We start from the raw sequence: 21,156 nt of genomic DNA, 5'->3' as shown, positions 1-21,156 counted from the left end.
GAAGACGGCCCGCTGCCCTGTACAGCGTTGCTACGCTCGCAATGACGTCATGGGTCGCGAGGGCCGGCGGACTTACACCGGCCCCGCCGTCCGTTCAGACTCCGGCGCCTTCCTTCGAACGCTCGGCGCGTTTGCGGTCGTTCGGGTCGAGGACGGTCTTGCGCAGGCGGATCGACTTTGGCGTCACCTCGACCAACTCGTCGTCCTGAATCCAAGCCAGGGACTTCTCCAGCGTCATGCGGATCGGCGGCGTCAGGCGCACCGCCTCATCCTTCGACGTGGTGCGGATGTTGGTGAGCTTCTTGCCCTTGAGCACATTCACCTCGAGATCGTTCTCGCGGTTGTGCTCGCCGATGATCATGCCCTGATAGACCTTCCAGCCCGGCTCGATCATCATCGGGCCACGGTCTTCTAGGTTCCACATGGCGTAGGCCACCGCCTCGCCCTTGTCGTTGGAGATCAGCACGCCGTTGCGGCGGCCGGGGATCTCACCCTTGTAGGACTCGTAGGCCTTGAACAGGCGGTTCATGATCGCCGTGCCGCGGGTGTCGGTCATCAGCTCGCCCTGGTAGCCGATGAGGCCACGGGTCGGGGCGTGGAAGACGAGCCGCAGGCGGTCACCGCCCGACGGCCGCATCTCGATCATCTCGGCCTTCCGCTCGGACATCTTCTGGACGACGACGCCCGAATGCTCTTCGTCCACGTCGATGACGACTTCCTCGACGGGCTCCAGAAGTTCCCCGGCCTCGTCCTTCTCAAACACCACGCGGGGTCGCGACACGGCGACCTCGAACCCTTCGCGGCGCATGGTCTCGATGAGGATGGCGAGCTGCAATTCGCCGCGCCCCGAGACGTAGAAGGAATCCTTGTCGGACGCTTCCTCGATCTTGAGCGTCACGTTGCCCTCGGCCTCCTTGAACAGGCGGTCGCGGATCATGCGGCTCGTGACCTTGTCGCCCTCGGTGCCGGCGAGGGGCGAGTCGTTCACGAGGAACGACATGGTGACCGTGGGCGGGTCGATGGGCTGCGCCTGGATTGGTTCTGCGACGGCGGGGTCGCAGAACGTATCGGCCACGGTGCCCTTCACGAGGCCGGCGATGGAGACGATGTCGCCTGCCTCACCCACGTCGATGGGCGCGCGCTCGAGGCCGCGGAAGGCCAGGATCTTCGAGACGCGGCCGGTTTCCACAACCTTGCCGGTGCGATCGAGCACCTTGATCGCCTGATTCGGCTTCACCGTGCCGGACGCGATTCGGCCGGTGATGATGCGACCGAGGAACGGGTTGGCCTCCAGCAGGGTGCCGAGCATGCGGAACGGGCCCGGCTCGGTCTTGGCCTGCGGTACGTGCTTCAGCACGAGATCGAACAGCGGCTCCAGCCCCTGCTCGGGGTCGGCCTCGGGGGTAAGGCCCATCCAGCCGTTGCGGCCCGACCCGTAGAGGATCGGGAAGTCGAGCTGCTCGTCAGTGGCGTCCAGGGCGGCGAACAGGTCGAAGACCTCGTTCACGACCTCGTTGATGCGGGCATCCGGCCGGTCGACCTTGTTGACGGCCACGATGGGACGGAGGCCGATCTTCAGGGCCTTGCCGACCACGAACTTGGTCTGCGGCATCGGCCCTTCGGCGGCGTCGACCAGCACGATCACGCCGTCCACCATCGAGAGGATACGCTCGACCTCGCCGCCGAAATCGGCGTGGCCGGGGGTGTCCACGACGTTGATGCGGGTGTCCTTCCAGACGACCGAGGTCGCCTTGGCGAGGATGGTGATGCCCCGTTCCTTCTCAAGGTCGTTCGAATCCATCGCGCGTTCCTCGACGCGCTGGTTCTCTCGGAAGGTGCCGGACTGCTGCAGCAGCTTGTCGACCAGGGTGGTTTTCCCGTGGTCGACGTGGGCGATGATGGCAATATTGCGCAGATCCATGGCCGGGTTCACGCTCGGTGGCCCTGGCTGAGCCGGTGCATCGGACGACGGCTGGTCGTCCGCCCCGGGCCATGGGCAGATGTGTGGCGGTTGCGCTGCAATAGAGAGCCGCACCGCTCCCGGCAAGCCCACGAGGCGAAACGAGGCGATTTCAACGGTGGCGCGTGAGGGACGACACGCGTTCCGCGCGGGTTGAGCTATAGAATGCGCCGTATCGCGGGCGGCGTACCGGCTCCGCGCAGCCTACCTCCCGAAGGACGTCATGCGCGAGCTCGAGCCGCGGCTGTTCGATTACATCTGGCGCCACTCGAAGCGCGATCAGGTCACGATCTGCGTCGTGGTCCTGGCGTCGCTGCCGTTTTATTTCGCGTCCCTCGATCTGCCGAAGCGCATCGTCAACGATGCGATCACCGGACGCGCCTTCGCCCACGGGGAGGCGACAGCGTCGTTCTTGGAGATCAAGGTCGATTGGCCCGCCATCCTCGGCGGCGGCCGAACCTCATTGTTCGACGGGTTCCAACTCGACCGGCTCGAACTGCTGCTCGGCTTGTCGCTCCTGTTCCTGGCCCTCGTCATCGTGAACGGAGCCTTCAAGTTCTGGATCAACCTGCAGAAGGGCATCCTGGGCGAGCGGATGCTCCGCCGGCTGCGCTTTCAGCTCTTCGCGTTGATGCTGCGCTTCACCTCGGAGGCGCAGAGCGAGGTGAAGTCTTCCGAGACGGCGACGATCATCCGTGACGAGGTCGAGCCCATCGGATCGTTCATCGGCGACGCCATCGTGGTGCCGGCCCAGTTGGGGACGCAGGCCCTCACGGCCTTGCTCTTCATCCTGATGCAGAACGTCTGGCTGGGCCTCACCGCGGCGGCCATGATCGGGGTGCAGATGACGGTAATCCCGCGCCTGCGGCGGCAGATCATCGTGCTCAGCCGGAAGCGGCAGATCACCTCCAGGGCCTTCGCCGGCCGTATTGCAGAGGTGCTCGATGGGCTGCCCGCCGTGGTACTCAACAATACCGGCCGGTGGGAGCGGGCCGAGATCGGCGGCCGGCTCTACACCCTTTACGACCTGCGCCTACGCATCTACCGGCGCAAGTTCGCGGTGAAGTACCTGAACAATCTCCTCGCGCAGGTGACGCCGTTCCTGTTCTACGTCATCGGCGGCGTCTTCGCCTTGAAGGGCGAGCTGGATATCGGCCAGCTCGTCGCGGTGCTGGCCGCCTATCGCGACCTCCCGCCTCCGTTGAAGGAACTCATCGACTGGGACCAGCAGCGCCTGGACGTCGAGGTGAAATACGAAACGGTGGCCGCCCATTTCCGGGCGGATCGCCTGACGCCGTTCCAGGACGACGACGGTCCCACGTTTCGCCTTGGTTCCCCCCTCACGACTGAGTCCGTCAACCTGCGCGATCCCCGCGGCGGCGCGCCTGTCGAGATCGGCGACGTCACCCTCCCCCTCCCTGCGCGCACCGCTTTCGTTCCGCCGGGGCCGATCGCGCAGGAGTTCGCCCGGGTGCTCGCCGGCCTCCACATGCTCCGGAGCGGGACGGTGCGGATCGGCCCCTACGACCTCGCGACGCTGCCCCGCACCGTGTTCTCCCGGGGCATTGCCTTCGCCGGGATCGAACCGGTGCTGTTCCCCGGCTCGATCCGCGACAACCTCCTGTACGGGCTGCGGATCAAGCCCCTCGACAGCCGACGGCTCGACTTCACCAAGCAGCGGATCCGGGAAGCCGTTCAGACCGGCAACCCCCTGGACAGCATCAGCGACCCCTGGATCGACTTCGCCGCCCTCGGTGTCGCGGATGCGGACGACCTCGACAGGCGCATGGTCGATATTCTCACCCGCCTCGGGCTCGGCACCGACCTGTACCGCTACGGGCTGGATGCCCTGAGTTCGGTCACGCACGATTCCGAAGTCGGCCAACGGTTCATCGCAGCCCGGGAACACCTCCGGGCGCATTTCGAACGCAAGGGCCTCGCCGACCTGGTGATTCCGTTCTCGCGGGGGGCCTACAACGATCAGGCGACGCTCGGGGAGAATCTCCTGTTCGGCGTTCCCCGCAACCCTGCGCTGATGGAGCCCCTCACCCTGGCCGCGGTCGCGCCCTTCCGACGGGCCCTCGAACGCGCTCGCCTGCTCGGCGACTTGGACCGCATGGGCGTCGAGATCGCCCGGAACCTGAGCGAGATCTTCAAGGATGTGCCGCCCGGCCATCCCCTTTTCCGCCGCTTCTCGCTGATCACGCCGGAGATGGTGCCGGATTACGAGGCCCGGCTGGTCCGCCTTTCCGGGAACGGCTCTCTCTCGGACAAGGACAGCGAAGCGTTCCTGGCCCTGGCCCTCGCCTATGTCGAGCCTCGCATGCGCTTCGGCCTGCTTGATGACGCGCTCAAGATCCGGATCGCCGGCGCGCGGGGCATCGTCCAGGACGCGATGAACGGCCACGAGGGCTGCGATGTCGAGACCTACGATCCGATGCGGATCAACCCCCGAGCCAGCGTCCTCGACAACGTCCTGTTCGGCCGGATCGACACCGCGAAGATGCACAGCGAGGAGATCATTCAGCGGGAGGTCCTCGCCGTCTTCCGGGAGTTCGACCTGGAGGCGGGGATCCGGCGGCGGGGGCTCGAACGTCAGGTCGGCAACCGCGGGCTGCTCCTTCCCGAGAGGGTGAGGGTGCGGCTCGGGCTCACCCGGGCGCTGCTGCGGCAGCCGGAGGTCCTCGTGGTCGATCGGGTCGAAGAGCATCTGGAGGGGGGAGCCGGCACGCTTCTGAGCGTGGTGGAGGACGTGCTGCCGATGGCCAGCCTCCTGGCCTCCGTCTCGGCAGAAGCCGAGGCCGACCGCTTTCCCTCCACCCTTCCCGTCGGCCTACCCCGCCAGCCCATCCAGAGGGCGGCGGAATGACACCGGGGCGTTTACTCCAGGGCTGTCCTCGGCCATCACCCCGCCCATGAGGGATTGGATACCGACGGACGTTTCCCCAACGGGCCGCGACGCCGCCGGGCACCCGGGGCGGATGGTCCCGCCGCGCCGGGAGCCGCCCGACCGCGATCTATCGCTGCCGGCCTACCTTCGCTCGATCCGCGACAACGGCCTGCTCGGCTTCCCGAAGGCCGCCTTCGAGACGCCGGTCACGCGCCGGGGGCTGATGGGCCGCTCCAGCTTCATCCTCAGCGATCCCGACGCCATCCGGCATGTTCTGGTCGAGAATCAGGGGAACTACGCCCGCACGGTGGGCACGACCCGGATCCTCCGGCCGATCCTGGGCGACGGGCTGCTCATCAGCGAAGGCTCGGCATGGCGGCATCAGCGCCGGACCCTCGCCCCCGCCTTCACGCCCCGGGCGATCGACGGCCTCGTGCCGCATATCGACAGGGCCGTGAGGGAGGGGATCGATGCGCTCCGTCCGAAGGCGGCGACGGGTCCGGTTGACCTCTTTTCCACCTTCCACACCCTCGCCCTGGAGATTGCCGGGCGAGCCATGTTCTCCGTGGGGATGGACCGGCAGGGCCCGGCCCTACGCGCCTTCATCACGGAATACGGCGAGCGGCTCGGCCGGCCGCATGTCCTCGACGTGCTGATGCCCCCCGGGTGGCCCGCACCCCTCGACAGGTCGCGGGCGCGCTTCAGGCGCCGGTGGATCCCGTTCCTCGATTCGGTGATCGCCTCACGCACCGCAGAGCCGGCGGACCACCGGGCCGACCTTCTCGACCTCCTGAAGGCCGCCCGCAATCCCGAGACGGGGGCGCCGTTCACGCCCGAGGAACTGCGGGACCAGGTCGCGACGATGATTTTGGCCGGCCACGAGACGACGGCCGGCACCCTGTTCTGGGCGAGCTACCTGTTGGCGCTGTTTCCTGAGGTGCAGGAGCAGGTGGCCGCCGAAGCGAGGTCCGCCGACCTCTCCGATCCCACCGGCAGCCATGCTGACGGGCGCTTGCCCCTGACCCGCGCGGTCATCGATGAGACACTGAGGCTCTATCCCGCGGCCTTCGTCGTCGTACGCCGGGCGCTCGCCCCGGACGAGGTGGCGGGGCATGCCGTGCGCAAGGGGGACATCCTCATCGTGAGCCCCTGGGTCCTTCACCGGCACCGCCGGCTGTGGGACGACCCCGACGCCTTCGATCCCGGCCGGTTCCTGCCAGGCCGCCAGGGGCCCGCGCGTTTCAGCTATCTGCCGTTCGGGGCCGGGCCGCGGGTCTGTATCGGGGCGCAGTTCGCCCTCAGCGAGGCGGTCCTGGCCCTCGCCCGCCTCTGCTCCGCCTTCCGGATCGCGCCGGTGAGCGCCGCACCGATCCTGCCCGTTGCAGTGGTCACCACGCAGCCCGAAAACCCGGGGCTGTTCAGGCTGACTGCGCGGGATTGAGCGGACGCCCTCGCCGCGACGAGCCCTGGCGGCACGTCAAGGCGCGCGCGGAGACGCAGGCGCGCCCCCACCCCGATCATGGGGAGGGGGCGCGAGGTCCTGTGGTCAGGCGGCTTTCTTGGCCGCCGAGGCGGCCTTGTCGGCGACCTGGGCGATCTTGCTCGCGAGCTTGGCGTCGAGCTTCGACGAGGCGCCGAGGGGCAGCTCGATGTCGAGGCCAAGCGTGGAGACGCCTGCGCCGCGCTCGAGTGTAACCTTCACCTTGTCGGGTTCGACCGCGACGTGGTTCGCGATCACCGCCAGGATCTCCTCCCGGAGCTGGATCACGAGGTCCGGGCGGCCAGACTCGGCGCGCTCGTGGGCGAGGATCAGCTGGAGGCGGTCGCGCGCGACCGCGCTCGAGTTGCGCTTCTGGAAGATCCCAAGGATGCTCATGCCGCCCTCCGCATGAAGAGCTTGTCGAGGAAGGACTTGCGCTCGGTGGGGAGCACCATCGGCACGTCCTCGCCCTTGAGCCGCTTGGCCGCGTCGGCGTAGGCGCGGGCCGGGGCACAGAGGGGGTTGTTCAGGGTCACCGGGCAGCCGACGTTGGAAGCGCGCAGCACTTCCTGGCTCTCGGGGATGATCGCGAGCAGCGGGATCGAGAGGATCTCGAGCACGTCCTCGGTCTTCAGCATGTCGCCGCGGTCGGCGCGGGTCGGGTCGTAGCGGGTGAGGATCAGGTGCTTCTCCATCTCCTCGCCGCGCTCGGCCTTGGCGGTCTTGGAGTCGAGCAGGCCGATGATCCGGTCTGAGTCGCGCACCGAGGACACCTCGGGGTTGGTGACCACGATGGCGACGTCGGCGTGGTGCATGGCGAGCTGAGCGCCGCGCTCGATGCCGGCGGGGGAGTCGCAGACCACCCAATCGAACTTCGCGCGAAGCTCTTCCATCACCCGGGCGACGCCTTCGTCGGTGAGGGCATCCTTGTCCCGGGTCTGGGAGGCCGGGAGCAGGTGGAGACCTTCGAGCCGCTTGTCCTTGATCAGGGCCTGCGGAAGCTTGGCGTCGCCGTGAACGACGTTGATGAGGTCGTAGACCACCCGGCGCTCGGCACCCATGACGAGGTCGAGGTTACGCAGACCGACGTCGAAATCGACGACGCACACGCTCTGTCCGCCCTGCGCGAGGGCCGCTCCGAGGGCCGCGGTGGTCGTCGTCTTGCCGACGCCGCCCTTGCCCGATGTGACGACGAGAACCTTTGCCACGCGTCGCTCTCCCTTAATCCAGCTTAGCCAGTTTCATGGTGCCGCCATCGAGCCAGACCTGGGCGGCCTTGCCGCGCAGGGCCGATCCCATGTCTTCCGCAGTCCGCACGAGGCGGTCGATCCCCAGCAGCTCGGGCTCGAACTTGCGGCAGTAGATTCGCGCCCTGGGGTTGCGGGCGGCGCCGGCGATGGCGCGCCCCCGCAGGGCGCCGTAAACGTGGATGGAACCGCCGGCGAGAACCTCGGCCCCTGACGAGACGTGCCCCATGACGGTCACGTCCCCCGTGGGGTTCACGATGCTCTGGCCGGACCGGATCGACCCCTCGACGGTGATCGAGGTGACGACCAGCGGCTCGGGCTCGGCGGGCACCGCCGGGATCTCCACCGCGGCGCTCGGGCGCCCCTGAATGAGGATCGGCGGGAGCCCCTCCCCGGCCGCCTCCGTGCCCTCGATGCCGAGGACGCGGATATCGCGGCTGCGGAGTTCGGCAAGGAGGCCCTGAAGGTCGTCCAGGGACGGCTTCAGCTCGGCCACGTCGAGGATGAGGGCGCGGCCCTGGAGGAGGGTCGGCGACCGCTTGAGCGCGTGGTCGAGACCGGCGAGCCAGTCTCCCACGGGGGGCTCCGGCGTCAACGCCAAGCCCTTGAAGATGCGACCGCGGAAGCTCAGCGGGCGGAGAGTCACCCGCGGCTCGGAAGCGGCGGGCTCTCGGATGATCGGCTCTGGTGACGCTGCGCTCATGGCCGTCCGTTAACAGTCCTTACCGGACCATTGACGGCGGGTATGGTTACCGAAGGGTTAAGTTTGTGATCCCCCCGGCAAATTTTGCCCGGATCCTTGGATCGCACCCCTGACCCGCCTCCGAGTGAGGTGCCGCCAAGAGCCAATTCGTTCCGCGGGTTTTGCGTGTTCGCATGTGGCAAGGGAGCGACAGGAAGTTCCTGCGGCATTCTGTGCCGACAAAGAGGCTCGGGTTTTGCCTTCGGGGGGATCGGCGCCTGGCAAACACGGCAGGGGGCGGCCGGTCGGGCTGCCGCTCGGGTATCCGTCAGCGTCGATGGATGTTCGCAGCGCTGTCGATCGCACAGAACACAAAGGAGACACGATGGCTTATCTGGCCCCCTCGGAATTCGCCGTAAAAATGGTCGATGCCGGCGAAGCGAAAGTGTTTATGTCCACCCGCGACACGATCATCCGCGCCTATATGGCCGGCGCGATCCTGGCCCTGGCCGCCGTCTTCGCCGTCACCATCACGCAACAGACCGGTCAGCCGATCGTCGGCGCGGCCCTGTTCCCGGTGGGCTTCTGCATGCTCTACCTGCTGGGGTTCGACCTGCTCACCGGCGTGTTCGTGCTTGCCCCCCTGGCGCTCCTCGACAAGCGCCCCGGCGTGACCCTCGGGGGCGTGCTGCGCAACTGGGGCCTCGTCTTCGTCGGAAACTTCCTCGGCGCGCTCACGGTGGCCTTCATGATGGCCTGCGTCTTCACCTACGGCTTCACCAGCCCGCCCGATAAGACCGCCGAGTTCATCGCCAACATCGGTGAGAAGCGCACCCTGGGCTACGCCGCGCACGGATTCGGCGGCTGGATGACGCTCTTCCTGCGCGGGATGCTTTGCAACTGGATGGTCTCGACCGGCGTCGTCGGCGCGATGATCTCGACCCATGTGAGCGGCAAGGTGATCGCCATGTGGATGCCGATCATGCTCTTCTTCTTCATGACATTCGAGCATTCGGTGGTGAACATGTTCCTGTTCCCGTCGGGGCTGATGCTCGGCGCCAAGTTCTCGATCATGGACTACTTTATCTGGAACGAGATCCCGACCGTGCTCGGCAATCTCGTCGGCGGCCTCGCCTTCACCGGCCTGACCCTCTACTCGACCCATGTCCGCACCGCGCCGCGGCGTGCGATGCCGGCTTCGGCCGAGGGTGTCCGCCGCCTCGCCGCCTGAGGCGTTCACGATCACGGCGTCCCGGACCGGCTCCGGGGCGCCGCAACACGGCCGGCCGATGACGCGGACACTAACGGTCTCCATCGGCCAGCATAGCGAGCGCGGCCGGAAGGACGCGAACCAGGATTTTCACGGGGTCCTCGTCCCGGAAGGGCCTGCCCTCCGCCTGAAGGGCATCGCCGCGGTCGTCGCGGACGGCATCAGCAGCAGCGCGCTCGGCGCGATGGCGAGCGAAACCGCCGTCAAGAGCTTCCTGTCCGACTACTATGCCACGCCGGATAGCTGGACCGTGCGCAGCGCCGCCAAGCGCGTCCTCGCCGCCACCAATTCCTGGCTCTACGCGCAGACCCGCCGGGCGGCCGAGCCGGGCGATTCAGACCGGGGCTGCGTGACGACGTTGAGCGCCCTGGTGCTGCGCTCCCGCACCGCCCACGTCTTCCACGCCGGCGACACGCGGATCAGCCGGCTCGCCGGTCGCTCCCTCGAACAGATCACGGAAGATCACCGGGTCGTCGTCTCGAACCACGAGAACTATCTCGGCCGGGCCCTGGGGGTGAGCCCGCAGGTCGAGTTCAACTGCGTCTCCGTTCCGGTCCAGGTGGGCGACGTCTTCGTCCTCACCTCCGACGGCGTGCACGAGCACTTGCGCCCCCGGGACATCGCAGAGGCCATTTCAAGTGCGGGTGTCGATCTCCAGTCGGCGGCCCGGCGGATTGTGGATGCTGCCTACGAAACGGGCAGTGGCGACAATCTCACAGCACTGATCGTCAGAATCGAGAGCCTCCCCGAGGGCGAACCCGACGAGATCGTGGGCGAGGTCGGCGACCTGCCCCCCGCGCCGCTCCTCGAACCGCCGACTCGGTTCGACGGCTACGACATCCTGCGGCGGCTCCATGCCGGATCGCGGGGCCATGTCTACCTTGCCGTCGATCCCGGGAGCGGCGAGCGGGTCGCGCTCAAGGTGCCGGGCATCGAGCTGCGGGGCGACCGGGATTACCTGCGCCATTTCACGATGGAGGAATGGATCGCCCGCCGCCTCGACAGCCCGCATGTGCTGAAGGCACACGGGCGGATCACCCCGCGGAGTCACCTCTACACGGTGATGCGCTACGTCGAGGGCCGGACCCTCGCGCAGTGGATGGCCGACCATCGGGAGCCCGATCTGGAGACCGTGCGCCGCCTCGTCGAGCAGATCGCCCGGGGCCTCCAGGCCTTCCACCGCCGAGAGATGATCCACGGCGATCTCCGGCCGGAGAATGTGCTGATCGATACCGCGGGGACCGTCCAGATCATCGATTTCGGCGCCACCCGCGTGGCCGGTCTCGTCGAGGAAGGCGGGCGAACGGACGACGCCCTCCCCCAGGGGGCTATCCAATACACGGCGCCGGAATGTTTCCTCGGCGACCCGCCATCTCCCGTTTCAGATATCTTCGCCCTCGGCGTCCTGGCTTACCAGATGCTCACCGGCCGCCTCCCCTATGGCGGCGACGCGGCCCGCGCCCGCACGGCCCGACGCCAGCGGCGTTTGCGCTACGTCTCGGCTCGCCATGCCCGGCCGCTCCTGCCGGCCTGGGTCGACGGGGCGCTGCGCCGGGCGACCCATCCGGATCCGCAGCGACGCTACGAGGTCCTGTCGGAGTTCGTTCACGACCTGCGGCACCCGAATCCGGCCTTGGCCGAGACGAGGGGCGTGCCCTTGATGGAGCGGGATCCGATCCTGTTCTGGCGGGGCTTGTGCCTGGTGCTCGGGGTGACGGTGGTGGTGCTGCTGGCGATCCTGGTCCTGCGAGGCCACTGAACCCGCAGCGTCGCCCTGCCGTCCTCATACGGCGGCGCGGACAACCAATCTCAGCGTCCCTGGTCGAATGACGTCAGCCGCAGGGAATCGTCCACGAGCCGCACTTCCACCGGCTGGCCGCGAAAGGCGGGATCGAGGTCGTCGGCGGCCTTGTACAAGCCGTCGATGGCCACAAGTTCGGGCTCGAAGCGGCGGCACCAGATCCTCGCCGCGGGATTGCCGGACGCCCCCGCCACCGCCCTGCCGCGGAGGGGGCCATAGACGTGGATCGAGCCCCCCGCGATCACTTCCGACCCCGAGGCCACGGCGCCGAGCACGGTGACGTCGCCTTCGAGATGCAGGATCGTCTGGCCCGAGCGCACAGGGCTGTCGAGGATCAGCGAGCGTGACGGCACGGTCCGGGCGGACGCCTCTGGGGCCGGGGCGTCGGGCATGGCCACCTCCCCGGCGGGCCGACCACAGAAGAGCGACGGCGGCAGGCCGGGGCCGAGCATGCCGGGCGGCGCACCTTCGATTCCGTGCACGGGGATATTCCGGGCGGTCAACTCGGCGAGGAGGCCGTCGAGGTCTTCCCTGGTCAGGGAAAGGCCGGTGAGATCGAGGATGGTCGGGCGGCCGGCGAAGAAGGCGGGCGCCCGCCGGCACAGGGCATCGAGGTCGGCGAACCAGTCGCTGACCGGAGGCACGGGGGCCAGCACGGTCGCCATGAAGGAGCGGCCGCGGAAGCGGATCGGCGGGCGGGCCTCGGCGGGATTCGTCATGTCACCGGCGGATCGAGATCGTTTGGCGTCGGAACGCAAGCCGCGCATCCTTGCGGCGGCGCGGGCGCCGCTGCAATCCCGATGCGGCACAGAGGCCACGCGCGGACGCATCGCCTCGTGTACAAGTAAAGCTCCGAGGACCGAACGGACAGACGATCTTGGATTCCACGCCGGGACTGCCCCTGCCCGATACTTCCCGCACCATCGTCGTCGATCCCCTCACCCGGGAGAACCAGCGGCGCGCCGCCGACCCCCGCGCCTCGGCCTGGGTGTCGGCCAATGCGGGGGCGGGCAAGACCAAGGTGCTCACCGACAGGGTCGTGCGGCTCCTCCTCGACGGCTCGCCCCCCGGGCGGATCCTGTGCCTCACCTTCACCAAGGCCGCCGCCGCGAACATGGCGATCCGGGTGTTCCAGCGGCTCGGCCGGTGGGTGACCCTGGACGACGATGCCCTCGCCGCGGAGCTGACCGAACTCACCGGAGAGCGGCCGAACCGCGACCGCCTGCGCATGGCCCGCCGCCTCTTCGCCCGCGCTGTGGAGACGCCGGGGGGCCTCAAGATCGAGACCCTGCACGCCCTGTGCGAGCGGCTGCTCCACATGTTCCCGTTCGAAGCCAATGTGCCGGCGCGTTTCGTGGTCCTAGACGAGACCCAGGCGCGGGAGATGTTCGCGGTGGAGACCGCCAACGTCCTGGCCGACGCCACCCTGGCCGCCGGGACGCCCGCGGGCGTCGCCCTGGCCCGCGTCACCGCCGAGGCAACGGGGGACGCCCTCCACGACGCGGTGCGCGCGGCGGTTCGGGCCCACGCACTCCTGGCCCACGGCAACGGCTTCGACGGTGCCTTCGACCGGCTGCGCGGCGAATTGGGCCTCGCCGCCGGGGAGACTATCGAGCGGATCGAGGCCGCGATCCTGGACGAAGGCCCCGAAGATCTCGCGGCCCTCGCCGCCGCCCTGCAGACCGGCAAAGCCAACGACGTCACCCTCTCGGAGGCTCTGGCGGAAGCGTCCCTGGCGCGGGAGGCATCCCGCGGACGAGCGGACCGGAGCGATGCGCTCGACGTCTACAAGGCGGTGTTCTTCACCCAGAAGGACGAGCCGAAGGCCGACAAGAGCCTTGGAACAAAGTCCATCCCCGAGCCGGTGAAGCTCGCCCTGATCGCGGAACGTAACCGCCTCGTCCCGCTGTTTGACCGCCTTCGCGCCGCCCGCGCCCATGCCCGGACCGAAGCCCTCTTCACCCTGGCAGCCGAGATCCACCGGAGGGTCGAAGCGCAGAAGGCCCGCCTCGGGGCCCTGGATTTCGACGACCTGATCCGCCGCGCCCTCGACCTGCTCTCGCGGGTCGGCGCCGGATGGGTCCTGTACAAGCTCGACCGGGGCATCGACCATGTGCTCGTGGACGAGGCACAGGACACCAACCCCGAGCAATGGGCGATCCTGCGCACGCTCACCCAGGAGTTCGCCGCGGGGGCGGGCGCCCGGGATGCGCACCGGACGCGCTTCGCCGTGGGCGACCCGAAGCAATCGATCTACGGGTTCCAGGGGGCCGACCCCCGAGAGTTCGCGGTGACGCGATCCACCTGGATCACCGAATCGCGGGCGGCCGGCATCGCCTTCGCGGACGTGCCGCTGACCCTGTCCTTCCGCTCGACCACGATGGTGCTCAGGGCCGTCGATTCCGTCTTCGCCATCGAGGCGCATAACGACGGCCTTTCTGAGGACGAGGTGCGCCGGACGGTCCATGCGAGCGCCCGTCCGCGGGCTGCCGGAGCCGTGGAAGTCTGGGACATTGCCGAGCCGGAACCGGCCGACGAGGTCAGCGCCTGGACCGCGCCGGTCGACCTGCCGGATCCCGGCGCGCCGGCTCTGCGCGTCGCCCGCCGGGTGGCGGCGGCGGTGAAGACCTGGATCCACGAGGGTGACGCCACCGGAAGGGTCTGGCGACCCGGCGACATCCTGATCCTGGTGCGCAAGCGCGGGCCGGCCTTCGAGGAGGTGATCCGCTCCCTGAAGGGCCTCGGCGTCCCGGTGGCCGGGCAGGATCGGCTTGAGGTCTCCGCCCATATCGCCGTGGCCGACCTCGTCTCCGTGGGCCGCGCTGGTTTGCTGCCGGCCGACGACCTCACCCTGGCGACGGCCCTGAAGACCCCCCTCGTCGGTCTCACCGACGACGATCTCGTTCGCCTCGCCGCGGGACGGCCCGACGAGGAGACCCTTCAGGATGCCCTCGCCCGGCATGCCGAGGCCGGTGACGCGACCGCCGTACGGGCGTTGGACGCTCTGGCTACGTGGATCGAGCTGGCCGGGGCCCTTGGGCCGTTCGGGTTCTACGCCCGCTTGCTCGGGCCGATGGAGGGACGCGCCAAGCTCGTGTCGCGGCTCGGCGGGGAAGCGGGCGATGCCATCGACGTCTTCCTCGCCGCCGCGGCGCATGCCGAGGGTGGCGAGGATGCGCCGTCCCTCGGGGGCTTCCTTGCCCGGTATCTCGGGACCGAGGCCGGGCACACGGTGAAGCGCGACCTCGAATCCGGCCGCGATGAGATCCGCGTCATGACCGTCCACGGGTCGAAGGGCCTGGAGGCGCCGGTCGTCGTGATCCTCGATGGCTGCGAGGCCCCTGGCGGCAAGGATCCACCCCTGCTGCCGATGATCGGGCGGAAGGCGACTCTCCCGCCCGTCTGGACCAGCACGACGCAGGATTGCGCGGCGACGGGGCAAGTCCGCGCCGCACTTGGGGCACGGTCCCGGCAGGAGCACAACCGCCTGCTCTACGTCGCCATGACCCGGGCCGCCGACCGGCTCGTCGTCGCGCCCTTCCGGGGCAAGATCCGGGAGACCGAGGCCGCATGGTGCCGGATGATCCGCCTGGGCCTGGAGACCGCCCTGGGCGAAGGCGAGAGCGTCGAGATGCCCTACGGTCCCGCGGTTCTCTGGCGCGACGGCCTCGTCTCCGGCCGTGAGGCGCCCGCCCGGCCCCCGGCTGAAGGACCGCCCGACGCGCCGACATGGCTCCGCTCGCCCGTCGCGCCCGAGGTCGCGGCGGTCGCGCCCCTGCACCCGTCAGGGATGCTCGATGCCGCCGATGGCACTCGGCTGCCCCCGCCCCGCCTCGCCGACCCCACGGCACGCCGCCGTGGGCTGCTTGTTCATGCCCTGTTGCAGCATCTTCCGCGCCTGGAGCGGTCATCCCGCCAAAAGGCTGGCCTCGCCTATCTGGTGTCGCGTGCTCCGGGCCTCGGGGAACCGGCCCTCCGCGGCATCCTCGGCGCGGTGATGCGCCTGCTGGACCATCCGGCCCTGGCACCGCTCTTCGCCGAGGGGGCCCTGGCCGAGGTAAACCTCTCCGGCCGGGTGAGCGTCGGCGGCACGGAGCGCCCCGTGACGGGCCGCGTGGATCGCCTCGCCGTCGCGGAAGGAACCGTCACCCTCGCGGACTTCAAGACCGGGCGCCCGCCTGACGACGGAGCACCCTTGCCGGAGGCCGAGTCCAGCCAGATCGCCCTGTATGCGCGCCTGCTGGCTCGGATCTATCCGGACAAACGGATCGTTCCGATGCTCGTCTGGACCTCGAGCCCGGTCATCCGGATCCTCGACGAGGCGGCGGTCGAGGCTGCCCTCGGCAAGGTCGGCATCGACCGGTAGCGGTGTGGGGATGGGTCAGACGAGACCCGCGCGGCGGGCGGAGACCGACGCTTGTCCATGCCACGACGACCGTGCCGTCATGCATCGCGTGCGACTCTCCTTGACCGTTGGGGTGCCCGTCTCCAATTCTCGCGTGACCGAGCGGGCCGGAGCCCGTCCGCGGCCGCCCGGCGTTCCTTCCCGGCGGCGACTTCCGAAAGGTGATGCGATGGCGACGGTGAAAGTTACCGACGCGAGCTTCGAGCAGGACGTCCTCAAGTCCGCCGAGCCGGTTGTCGTGGATTTCTGGGCCGAATGGTGCGGCCCCTGCCGGCAGATCGGCCCGGCGCTCGAGGAGATCGCCACCGATCTCCAGGGCAAGGTGAAGATCGCAAAGGTGAACGTGGACGAGAACCCGGGCATCGCCTCGCAGTACGGCATCCGCTCGATCCCGACGCTGCTCCTGTTCAAGAACGGCGAGCGCGTCGATCAGAAGGTCGGCGCGGCGCCGAAGGGCGACCTCGCCCGCTGGATCGGCGCCCAGACCGCCTCGGCCTGAGAAGCTTCTTCCGCTACGCCCTCCCCCGCGGAGGGCGTAGCCGCTCTGGCGGACCTATCGCGGCCCGTACCCGGCCATGAAGACCCGCACCGCCTCATCGACCCGGTGGCGCAGGTCCGCTTCGTCCGTCACGCCCCCGGCATTCAGCAACAGTCGCGTAAGCAACCCTGCTTGGCAGAGATGCAGGAAATGCTTCGCCGCGAGGTCGGTGTCGTCACAGACGAGCCGCCCGGCTTCGACCTGCTCCCCGAGGTAAGCCGACAACCGCTCCACCCCCAGTGCAGGGCCCGCCTCGTAGAAGGCGCGGCCGAGATGGGGAAACTTCTCGCAGGCGCCGATCACCATGCGCACGAGGCTCACGTGCTCGCCCCGGCTCATCTCCTTGAGATAGATGTGGCCGAGCTTGGTGAGGACGCCCCGCACATCCGGTGACGTAGGGTCGAGGGCGATCAGCGCTTCGGCCAATTGCCGTTTCTTCGCGATCGTCAGCGCCTCGAACAAGGCATCCTTGCTGTCGAAATAGACGTAGAGCGTCCCCTTCGACACGCCGGCAGCCCGGGCGATCTCGCCCATGCTCGCCCCATCGAAGCCAGCCGCGGTGAAGACCTGACGGGCACCCTCAAGAATCTGCCGCCGTTTCTCCGTCTCGGCGCCGTCGCGCTCCTGGCTTGCCGCGCCCGCCACCCTGATCCTCCCACCCGTTGACCGAACGGTTCGGTCAACCTACACTGTGGGAACTCGAGGACGCCGTCAACGGCCGTCCCGGTCATTGACCGAACGGTTCGGTCAAAACGGAGTGAAGTGGATGTCCCTCCGCGAGGATACCGGCCGGCCGGAAGCGGTCGCCGAAGACGAGAGCCACACCCGCGTGACCCCGTCGCCAGCGGAAACCCGTCCCGTGACGACCATCACGACAACGGCTATCGTTTCGGCCGAACCGGAGATCCGGCGCAAGCGCCCCCTGCGCCGTCTTCTCATGCTCGGGATCCTCTCCGCGGCCCTCGGTGGCGGCGCCTACGAGGGCTGGCAATGGTGGACGGTCGGACGGTTCTTCGTCTCGACGGACGACGCCTACGTCCAGGCCGACATCTCGATCCTGGCCGCGAAGGTCTCGGGCTACCTGGAGGCGGTACCGGTGGTGAACGGCCAGTCCGTCGCCAAGGGTGACGTGATCGCCAAGCTCGACGATGGCGATTATCGCCTCGCCCTTCAGGCGGCGCGGGACAAGCTCGCGACGCAGACGAGCACCATCGCGCGCATCGGGCAGCAGGCCGAGGCGGCGCAGGCCCAGGTCGTCCAGGCGCAGGCGCAGATCGAGGCGTCCAAGGCCGACGCGGTGCGGGCCGATGCCGATTACCGCCGCGCCACGCAGATGCAGGCCGATTTCGTCGCCCGCTCGCGCATCGATCAGACGAAGGCCGACCGCGACCGGACCGAGGCCGCGGTGAAGGGCGCCGAGGCGGCCCTGCTGGCCGCCCGCGCCAACGTCGCCGTCCTGCAGGCCCAGCAGAAAGAGGCGCAGAACCTCGCCGCCGAACTCGGCACGGCTGTCGACCGGGCTCAGCGCGACCTCGATTTCACGGTGATCCGCGCACCGTTCGACGGCGTGGTGGGCAACAAGGCGGTGGAAGCGGGCGCCTACGTCGCGCCGGGCACCCGCGTGGCAGCTCTGGTCCCCCTCCAGAGCGTGCGCATCGACGCGAACTTCAAGGAGACGCAGGTTGAGCGGATGCGGCCCGGCCAGACGGTGACGGTGACCGTCGATGCCTTCCCCGATCACCCGATTGCAGGCGTCGTGGAATCGTTCTCCCCGGCCTCCGGCTCGGTCTTCAGCCTGCTGCCGCCGGACAACGCCACGGGCAACTTCACCAAGATCGTCCAGAGGCTGCCCGTGCGGGTGAAGGTGCCGCTGGCCGTCGCCCGGGAAGGCTTCCTGCGGCCCGGACTCTCGGCCGTCGTGCGCGTCGACACCCGCACCGCCGAGGAGCGGCGGAACGCCCAGGTCGCGCAGTCGGACTGAAGTCTCCACCGATGGCCGCCTCAGCCACCCTTTCCGCCGCCATCCCCGTGCCGGCCGACCCGCCCATCGACAAGCGGAGGATGGTGGCATTCCTCTGCATGGTGTTCGGGATGTTCATGGCGATCCTGGACATCCAGATCGTCTCCGCGTCCCTCAACGAGATCCAGGCCGGCCTGTCGGCCTCCGGGGACGAGATCCCCTGGGTCCAGACGAGCTATCTGATCGCCGAGGTCATCTCGATCCCGCTGTCGGGCACCCTCTCCCGGGTGCTGTCGACCCGGTGGATGTTCGCCATCTCGGCGGGGGGCTTCACGGTGATGAGCCTGATGTGCGCCTCGTCCTCGACGATCACCGAGATGATCGTGTGGCGGGCGCTGCAGGGCTTCATCGGCGGCGGGATGATCCCCACCGTCTTCGCGTCGGCCTTCACGATCTTCCCGCCCTCGAAGCGCACCATCGTCTCGCCGATGATTGGCCTCGTGGCGACGCTGGCACCGACCATCGGGCCCACGGTCGGCGGCTACCTGACCGACCTCATGTCCTGGCACTGGCTGTTCCTGGTCAACGTCGTGCCGGGCATCCTCGTGACGGTGTCGACGGCGATCCTCGTCGACTTCGACAAGCCGAACCTCTCCCTCCTCGACAAGTTCGACTGGTTCGGTCTCGCCGCCATGGCCGGCTTCCTCGGCTGCATGGAGTACGTCCTGGAAGAGGGGCCGAACCACGATTGGTTGCAGGACGAGGCGGTCTTCGCCTGCGCAGTGATATGCGTGGCGAGCGGCCTGCTGTTCTTTTGGCGAGCCTTCACGGCGTCGCAGCCGATCGTCGATCTGCGAGCGTTTTCGGACCGCAACTTCGCCAGCGGCTGCATGGCGAGCTTCATCATGGGCATCGGCCTCTATGGCCTGACCTACCTCTATCCGGTCTACCTCGCCCGGGTGCGGGGATACTCCGCCCTGATGATCGGCGAGACGATGTTCGTCTCGGGCCTGTGCATGTTCGCCACCGCTCCGATCGCGGGGCGGTTCTCGGGCAAGGTCGATCCACGGATCCTCATGGCGCTCGGCTTCGGAGGCTTCGCGGCCGGCACGTGGATCGTCACGGGCATGACGAAGGATTGGGACTTCTGGGAACTGCTCTGGCCGCAGATCCTGCGCGGCTGCTCGCTGATGCTGTGCATGATCCCCATCAACAACATCGCCCTGGGCACCCTGCCCCCCGCGCGGATGAAGAACGCGGCCGGGCTCTACAACCTCACCCGGAACCTCGGCGGCGCCGTCGGCCTCGCGCTCATCAACACGCTCTTGAACGACCGCTGGGACTTGCACCTCACCCGCCTCCACGAGCGCTTCACCTGGGCGCATGCCCCGGCGCTCGAGCGGCTCGATGCCATGCAGCGCAGCTTCTCGGACTTCGGCAGCGCCGCCCCCGCCATGGCGCTGAAGGCGATGACCAACACCGTGCGCATCCAGGGGCTGGTCATGGCCTTCGAGGACGTGTTCCTTGCCCTGACGGTCCTGTTCCTCGCCATGGCCTGCGCGGTGCCCCTGATCCGCAAGCCCCGCGCCGGGGCGGGCGGCGGTGGAGGGCACTGATAACGGTATCGCGCGCCATTTACGGAGCAGGCAGGATTGATTGGCCTCCCACCCGGCCGATCTGCTAAGGGAGCAGCGCGGGATATTGGAAAAAACGGCCCGCTCCGACGGCCGGGACGGAACGCATGGATTTTCTCAACGCGATGAGCGGCACCGCCGGAAGCTTTTTCGGCGCGGTGATCCCGTTCCTGTTCGTGCTCACCGTGGTCGTGTTCGTACACGAGATGGGGCACTTCCTCGTCGGCCGCCTCTGCGGTGTGGGCGTCCACGCCTTCTCCCTCGGCTTCGGCCCGGAACTGTTCGGCTTCAACGACCGACGCGGCACTCGCTGGAAGCTCTGCGCCATTCCCCTCGGCGGCTATGTGAAGTTCCACGGCGATGCCAACGGCGCGAGCGTGCCCAACCGTGAGGTCATCGCCCAGATGTCCCCGGAGGAGCGGGCGATCAGCTTCCCGACCCAGCCGGTGGCAAAGCGTGCGGCCATCGTCGCCGCCGGCCCGGTGGCGAACTTCATCCTGGCCATCGTCCTCTTCGCGGGGGCGATCTGGCTCGGCGGACGCTACGAACTGCCTGCCAGGGTCTCCTCCGTGGAGCCGAACAGCGTGGCCGCGCAGGCGGGGTTCAAGCCAGGCGACCTGATTACGGCCATCGACGGGGAGCCCATCGGCGACTTCAACGCCATGTACCGGACCGTGACCGGCGCCGCCGGCACTTCTCTGGCATTCACCGTCGAGCGCGATGAGCGCAACGTCACCATCAACGCCACCCCGGCGACCATCGAGGAGCGCACGCCCTTCGGACGGCACCGCATCGGCCGGCTCGGGATCCGGTCCCCCAACGGGAGCGAGGCGAAGCTCGTCCACTACGATCTGGCCGACTCCCTCAAGCTCGGCGTCCACGAAACCTATTTCGTGGTGGAGAGGACATTCTCCTATCTCGGGAAGCTGATCACCGGGCGGGAATCGGCCGACCAGCTTTCGGGCCCCATCGGCATCGCCCGGGTGTCGGGCGAGGTTGCCAAGACCGGCGGCGTCGGGGGCCTCGTCGGCCTCATCGCCCTGCTCTCGGTCTCGATCGGCCTTCTCAACCTGTTCCCGGTGCCCCTGCTGGATGGCGGGCATCTCCTGTTCTACGCGTTCGAAGTCGTCCGGGGACGGCCGCTCAGCGAGCGGGCGCAGGAAGTCGGCTTCCGCATCGGTCTGGCCCTCGTGCTGATGCTGATGTTGTTCGCCGCGTGGAACGACATCCTCAACCTGGGCGCGTCGCTGCGGAACACCTGAACGGGTTCCGCACAGTTCGACAGTTGA

At 68.6% G+C, this 21,156-nt stretch carries 15 protein-coding genes; 9 read left to right on the top strand and 6 right to left on the bottom strand.

Annotated elements, in window-relative coordinates; genetic code table 11:
- Positions 1–94: 94 nt before the first annotated feature.
- On the bottom strand, positions 95–1,921 hold the full coding sequence (typA, locus tag MFF22_RS19000; protein ID WP_238250937.1) for a translational GTPase TypA: 1,827 nt from the start codon (positions 1,919–1,921) through the stop codon (positions 95–97).
- A gap of 262 nt (positions 1,922–2,183) precedes the next feature.
- Here typA and MFF22_RS18995 point away from each other — a divergent pair, with 262 nt between their 5' ends.
- Both MFF22_RS18995 and MFF22_RS18990 read left to right on the top strand, forming a co-directional pair.
- Positions 2,184–4,829 carry an ABC transporter transmembrane domain-containing protein gene (locus MFF22_RS18995; protein ID WP_238250928.1) on the top strand — a complete coding sequence of 882 codons (2,646 nt, stop codon included), beginning with the start codon at positions 2,184–2,186 and terminating at the stop codon, positions 4,827–4,829.
- Between the two features lie 112 nt (positions 4,830–4,941).
- The gene (locus MFF22_RS18990) at positions 4,942–6,291 is read left to right on the top strand and encodes a cytochrome P450 (protein ID WP_238250926.1); all 1,350 of its coding nucleotides are present in this window, start codon (positions 4,942–4,944) and stop codon (positions 6,289–6,291) included.
- 105 nt (positions 6,292–6,396) lie between these two features.
- Here the strand turns inward: MFF22_RS18990 and minE are convergent, their stop codons facing one another.
- From minE to minC (MFF22_RS18975), 3 genes are read right to left on the bottom strand one after another with little or no spacing between them, the layout of a single operon-like run.
- Positions 6,397–6,726, bottom strand: coding sequence for a cell division topological specificity factor MinE (minE, locus tag MFF22_RS18985; RefSeq protein WP_238250924.1), 330 nt, complete (start codon positions 6,724–6,726; stop codon positions 6,397–6,399).
- Positions 6,723–7,538, bottom strand: coding sequence for a septum site-determining protein MinD (gene minD / locus MFF22_RS18980; RefSeq protein WP_238250922.1), 816 nt, complete (start codon positions 7,536–7,538; stop codon positions 6,723–6,725). Before minD ends, minE begins: the two co-directional genes overlap by 4 nt.
- Positions 7,539–7,551: 13 nt before the next feature.
- Positions 7,552–8,280, bottom strand: coding sequence for a septum site-determining protein MinC (gene minC, locus MFF22_RS18975; RefSeq protein WP_370877612.1), 729 nt, complete (start codon positions 8,278–8,280; stop codon positions 7,552–7,554).
- 364 nt (positions 8,281–8,644) lie between these two features.
- On the opposite strand from minC (MFF22_RS18975), the gene MFF22_RS18970 reads away from it, so the two are divergent.
- Together MFF22_RS18970 and MFF22_RS18965 are read left to right on the top strand one after the other, a co-directional pair.
- Positions 8,645–9,490: a formate/nitrite transporter family protein gene (locus MFF22_RS18970; RefSeq protein WP_238250920.1), complete on the top strand. Its 846-nt coding sequence runs from the start codon at positions 8,645–8,647 to the stop codon at positions 9,488–9,490.
- Positions 9,491–9,548: 58 nt separating this feature from the next.
- Complete coding sequence (locus tag MFF22_RS18965) at positions 9,549–11,288, top strand: bifunctional protein-serine/threonine kinase/phosphatase (RefSeq protein WP_238250918.1); 1,740 nt, start codon at positions 9,549–9,551, stop codon at positions 11,286–11,288.
- A 50-nt stretch (positions 11,289–11,338) separates the two neighbouring features.
- Here the strand turns inward: MFF22_RS18965 and minC (MFF22_RS18960) are convergent, their stop codons facing one another.
- Positions 11,339–12,049, bottom strand: coding sequence for a septum site-determining protein MinC (gene minC / locus MFF22_RS18960; protein ID WP_238250915.1), 711 nt, complete (start codon positions 12,047–12,049; stop codon positions 11,339–11,341).
- A 158-nt stretch (positions 12,050–12,207) separates the two neighbouring features.
- Between minC (MFF22_RS18960) and addA the strand changes: the two genes are divergently transcribed.
- Both addA and trxA read left to right on the top strand, forming a co-directional pair.
- Complete coding sequence (addA, locus tag MFF22_RS18955; protein ID WP_238250913.1) at positions 12,208–15,696, top strand: double-strand break repair helicase AddA; 3,489 nt, start codon at positions 12,208–12,210, stop codon at positions 15,694–15,696.
- 208 nt (positions 15,697–15,904) lie between these two features.
- On the top strand, positions 15,905–16,234 hold the full coding sequence (trxA, locus tag MFF22_RS18950) for a thioredoxin (RefSeq protein ID WP_238250904.1): 330 nt from the start codon (positions 15,905–15,907) through the stop codon (positions 16,232–16,234).
- Between the two features lie 54 nt (positions 16,235–16,288).
- On the opposite strand, the gene MFF22_RS18945 is transcribed toward trxA, so the two are convergent.
- Positions 16,289–16,918 (bottom strand): TetR/AcrR family transcriptional regulator, encoded by a 630-nt coding sequence (locus MFF22_RS18945; protein ID WP_238250901.1) that lies wholly within the window; start codon positions 16,916–16,918, stop codon positions 16,289–16,291.
- A 121-nt stretch (positions 16,919–17,039) separates the two neighbouring features.
- Here MFF22_RS18945 and MFF22_RS18940 point away from each other — a divergent pair, with 121 nt between their 5' ends.
- The 3 genes from MFF22_RS18940 (at position 17,040) to rseP (ending at position 21,129) form a co-directional block, all read left to right on the top strand.
- The gene (locus MFF22_RS18940; RefSeq protein ID WP_238250899.1) at positions 17,040–18,254 is read left to right on the top strand and encodes an HlyD family secretion protein; all 1,215 of its coding nucleotides are present in this window, start codon (positions 17,040–17,042) and stop codon (positions 18,252–18,254) included.
- Between the two features lie 11 nt (positions 18,255–18,265).
- Complete coding sequence (locus MFF22_RS18935; RefSeq protein WP_238250890.1) at positions 18,266–19,849, top strand: DHA2 family efflux MFS transporter permease subunit; 1,584 nt, start codon at positions 18,266–18,268, stop codon at positions 19,847–19,849.
- A gap of 125 nt (positions 19,850–19,974) precedes the next feature.
- Positions 19,975–21,129: an RIP metalloprotease RseP gene (rseP, locus tag MFF22_RS18930; RefSeq protein ID WP_238250887.1), complete on the top strand. Its 1,155-nt coding sequence runs from the start codon at positions 19,975–19,977 to the stop codon at positions 21,127–21,129.
- Positions 21,130–21,156: the final 27 nt, after the last annotated feature.

It is taken from the genome of Methylobacterium persicinum (assembly GCF_022179525.1).
Classification (GTDB): Bacteria; Pseudomonadota; Alphaproteobacteria; order Rhizobiales; family Beijerinckiaceae; genus Methylobacterium; species Methylobacterium persicinum.
This window is presented reverse-complemented; position numbering and strand designations above follow the sequence as displayed.

What these genes read in the sequence shown, in the direction of transcription:
- minC (WP_370877612.1), bottom strand. Translation starts at nt 8,280, where the DNA reads ATGAGCGCAGCGTCACCAGAGCCGATCATCCGAGAGCCCGCCGCTTCC.
- MFF22_RS18935 (WP_238250890.1), top strand. Translation starts at nt 18,266, where the DNA reads ATGGCCGCCTCAGCCACCCTTTCCGCCGCCATCCCCGTGCCGGCCGAC.
- trxA (WP_238250904.1), top strand. Translation starts at nt 15,905, where the DNA reads ATGGCGACGGTGAAAGTTACCGACGCGAGCTTCGAGCAGGACGTCCTC.
- rseP (WP_238250887.1), top strand. Translation starts at nt 19,975, where the DNA reads ATGGATTTTCTCAACGCGATGAGCGGCACCGCCGGAAGCTTTTTCGGC.
- MFF22_RS18940 (WP_238250899.1), top strand. Translation starts at nt 17,040, where the DNA reads ATGTCCCTCCGCGAGGATACCGGCCGGCCGGAAGCGGTCGCCGAAGAC.
- MFF22_RS18990 (WP_238250926.1), top strand. Translation starts at nt 4,942, where the DNA reads ATGGTCCCGCCGCGCCGGGAGCCGCCCGACCGCGATCTATCGCTGCCG.
- minE (WP_238250924.1), bottom strand. Translation starts at nt 6,726, where the DNA reads ATGAGCATCCTTGGGATCTTCCAGAAGCGCAACTCGAGCGCGGTCGCG.
- MFF22_RS18970 (WP_238250920.1), top strand. Translation starts at nt 8,645, where the DNA reads ATGGCTTATCTGGCCCCCTCGGAATTCGCCGTAAAAATGGTCGATGCC.
- typA (WP_238250937.1), bottom strand. Translation starts at nt 1,921, where the DNA reads ATGGATCTGCGCAATATTGCCATCATCGCCCACGTCGACCACGGGAAA.
- MFF22_RS18965 (WP_238250918.1), top strand. Translation starts at nt 9,549, where the DNA reads ATGACGCGGACACTAACGGTCTCCATCGGCCAGCATAGCGAGCGCGGC.
- minC (WP_238250915.1), bottom strand. Translation starts at nt 12,049, where the DNA reads ATGACGAATCCCGCCGAGGCCCGCCCGCCGATCCGCTTCCGCGGCCGC.
- MFF22_RS18995 (WP_238250928.1), top strand. Translation starts at nt 2,184, where the DNA reads ATGCGCGAGCTCGAGCCGCGGCTGTTCGATTACATCTGGCGCCACTCG.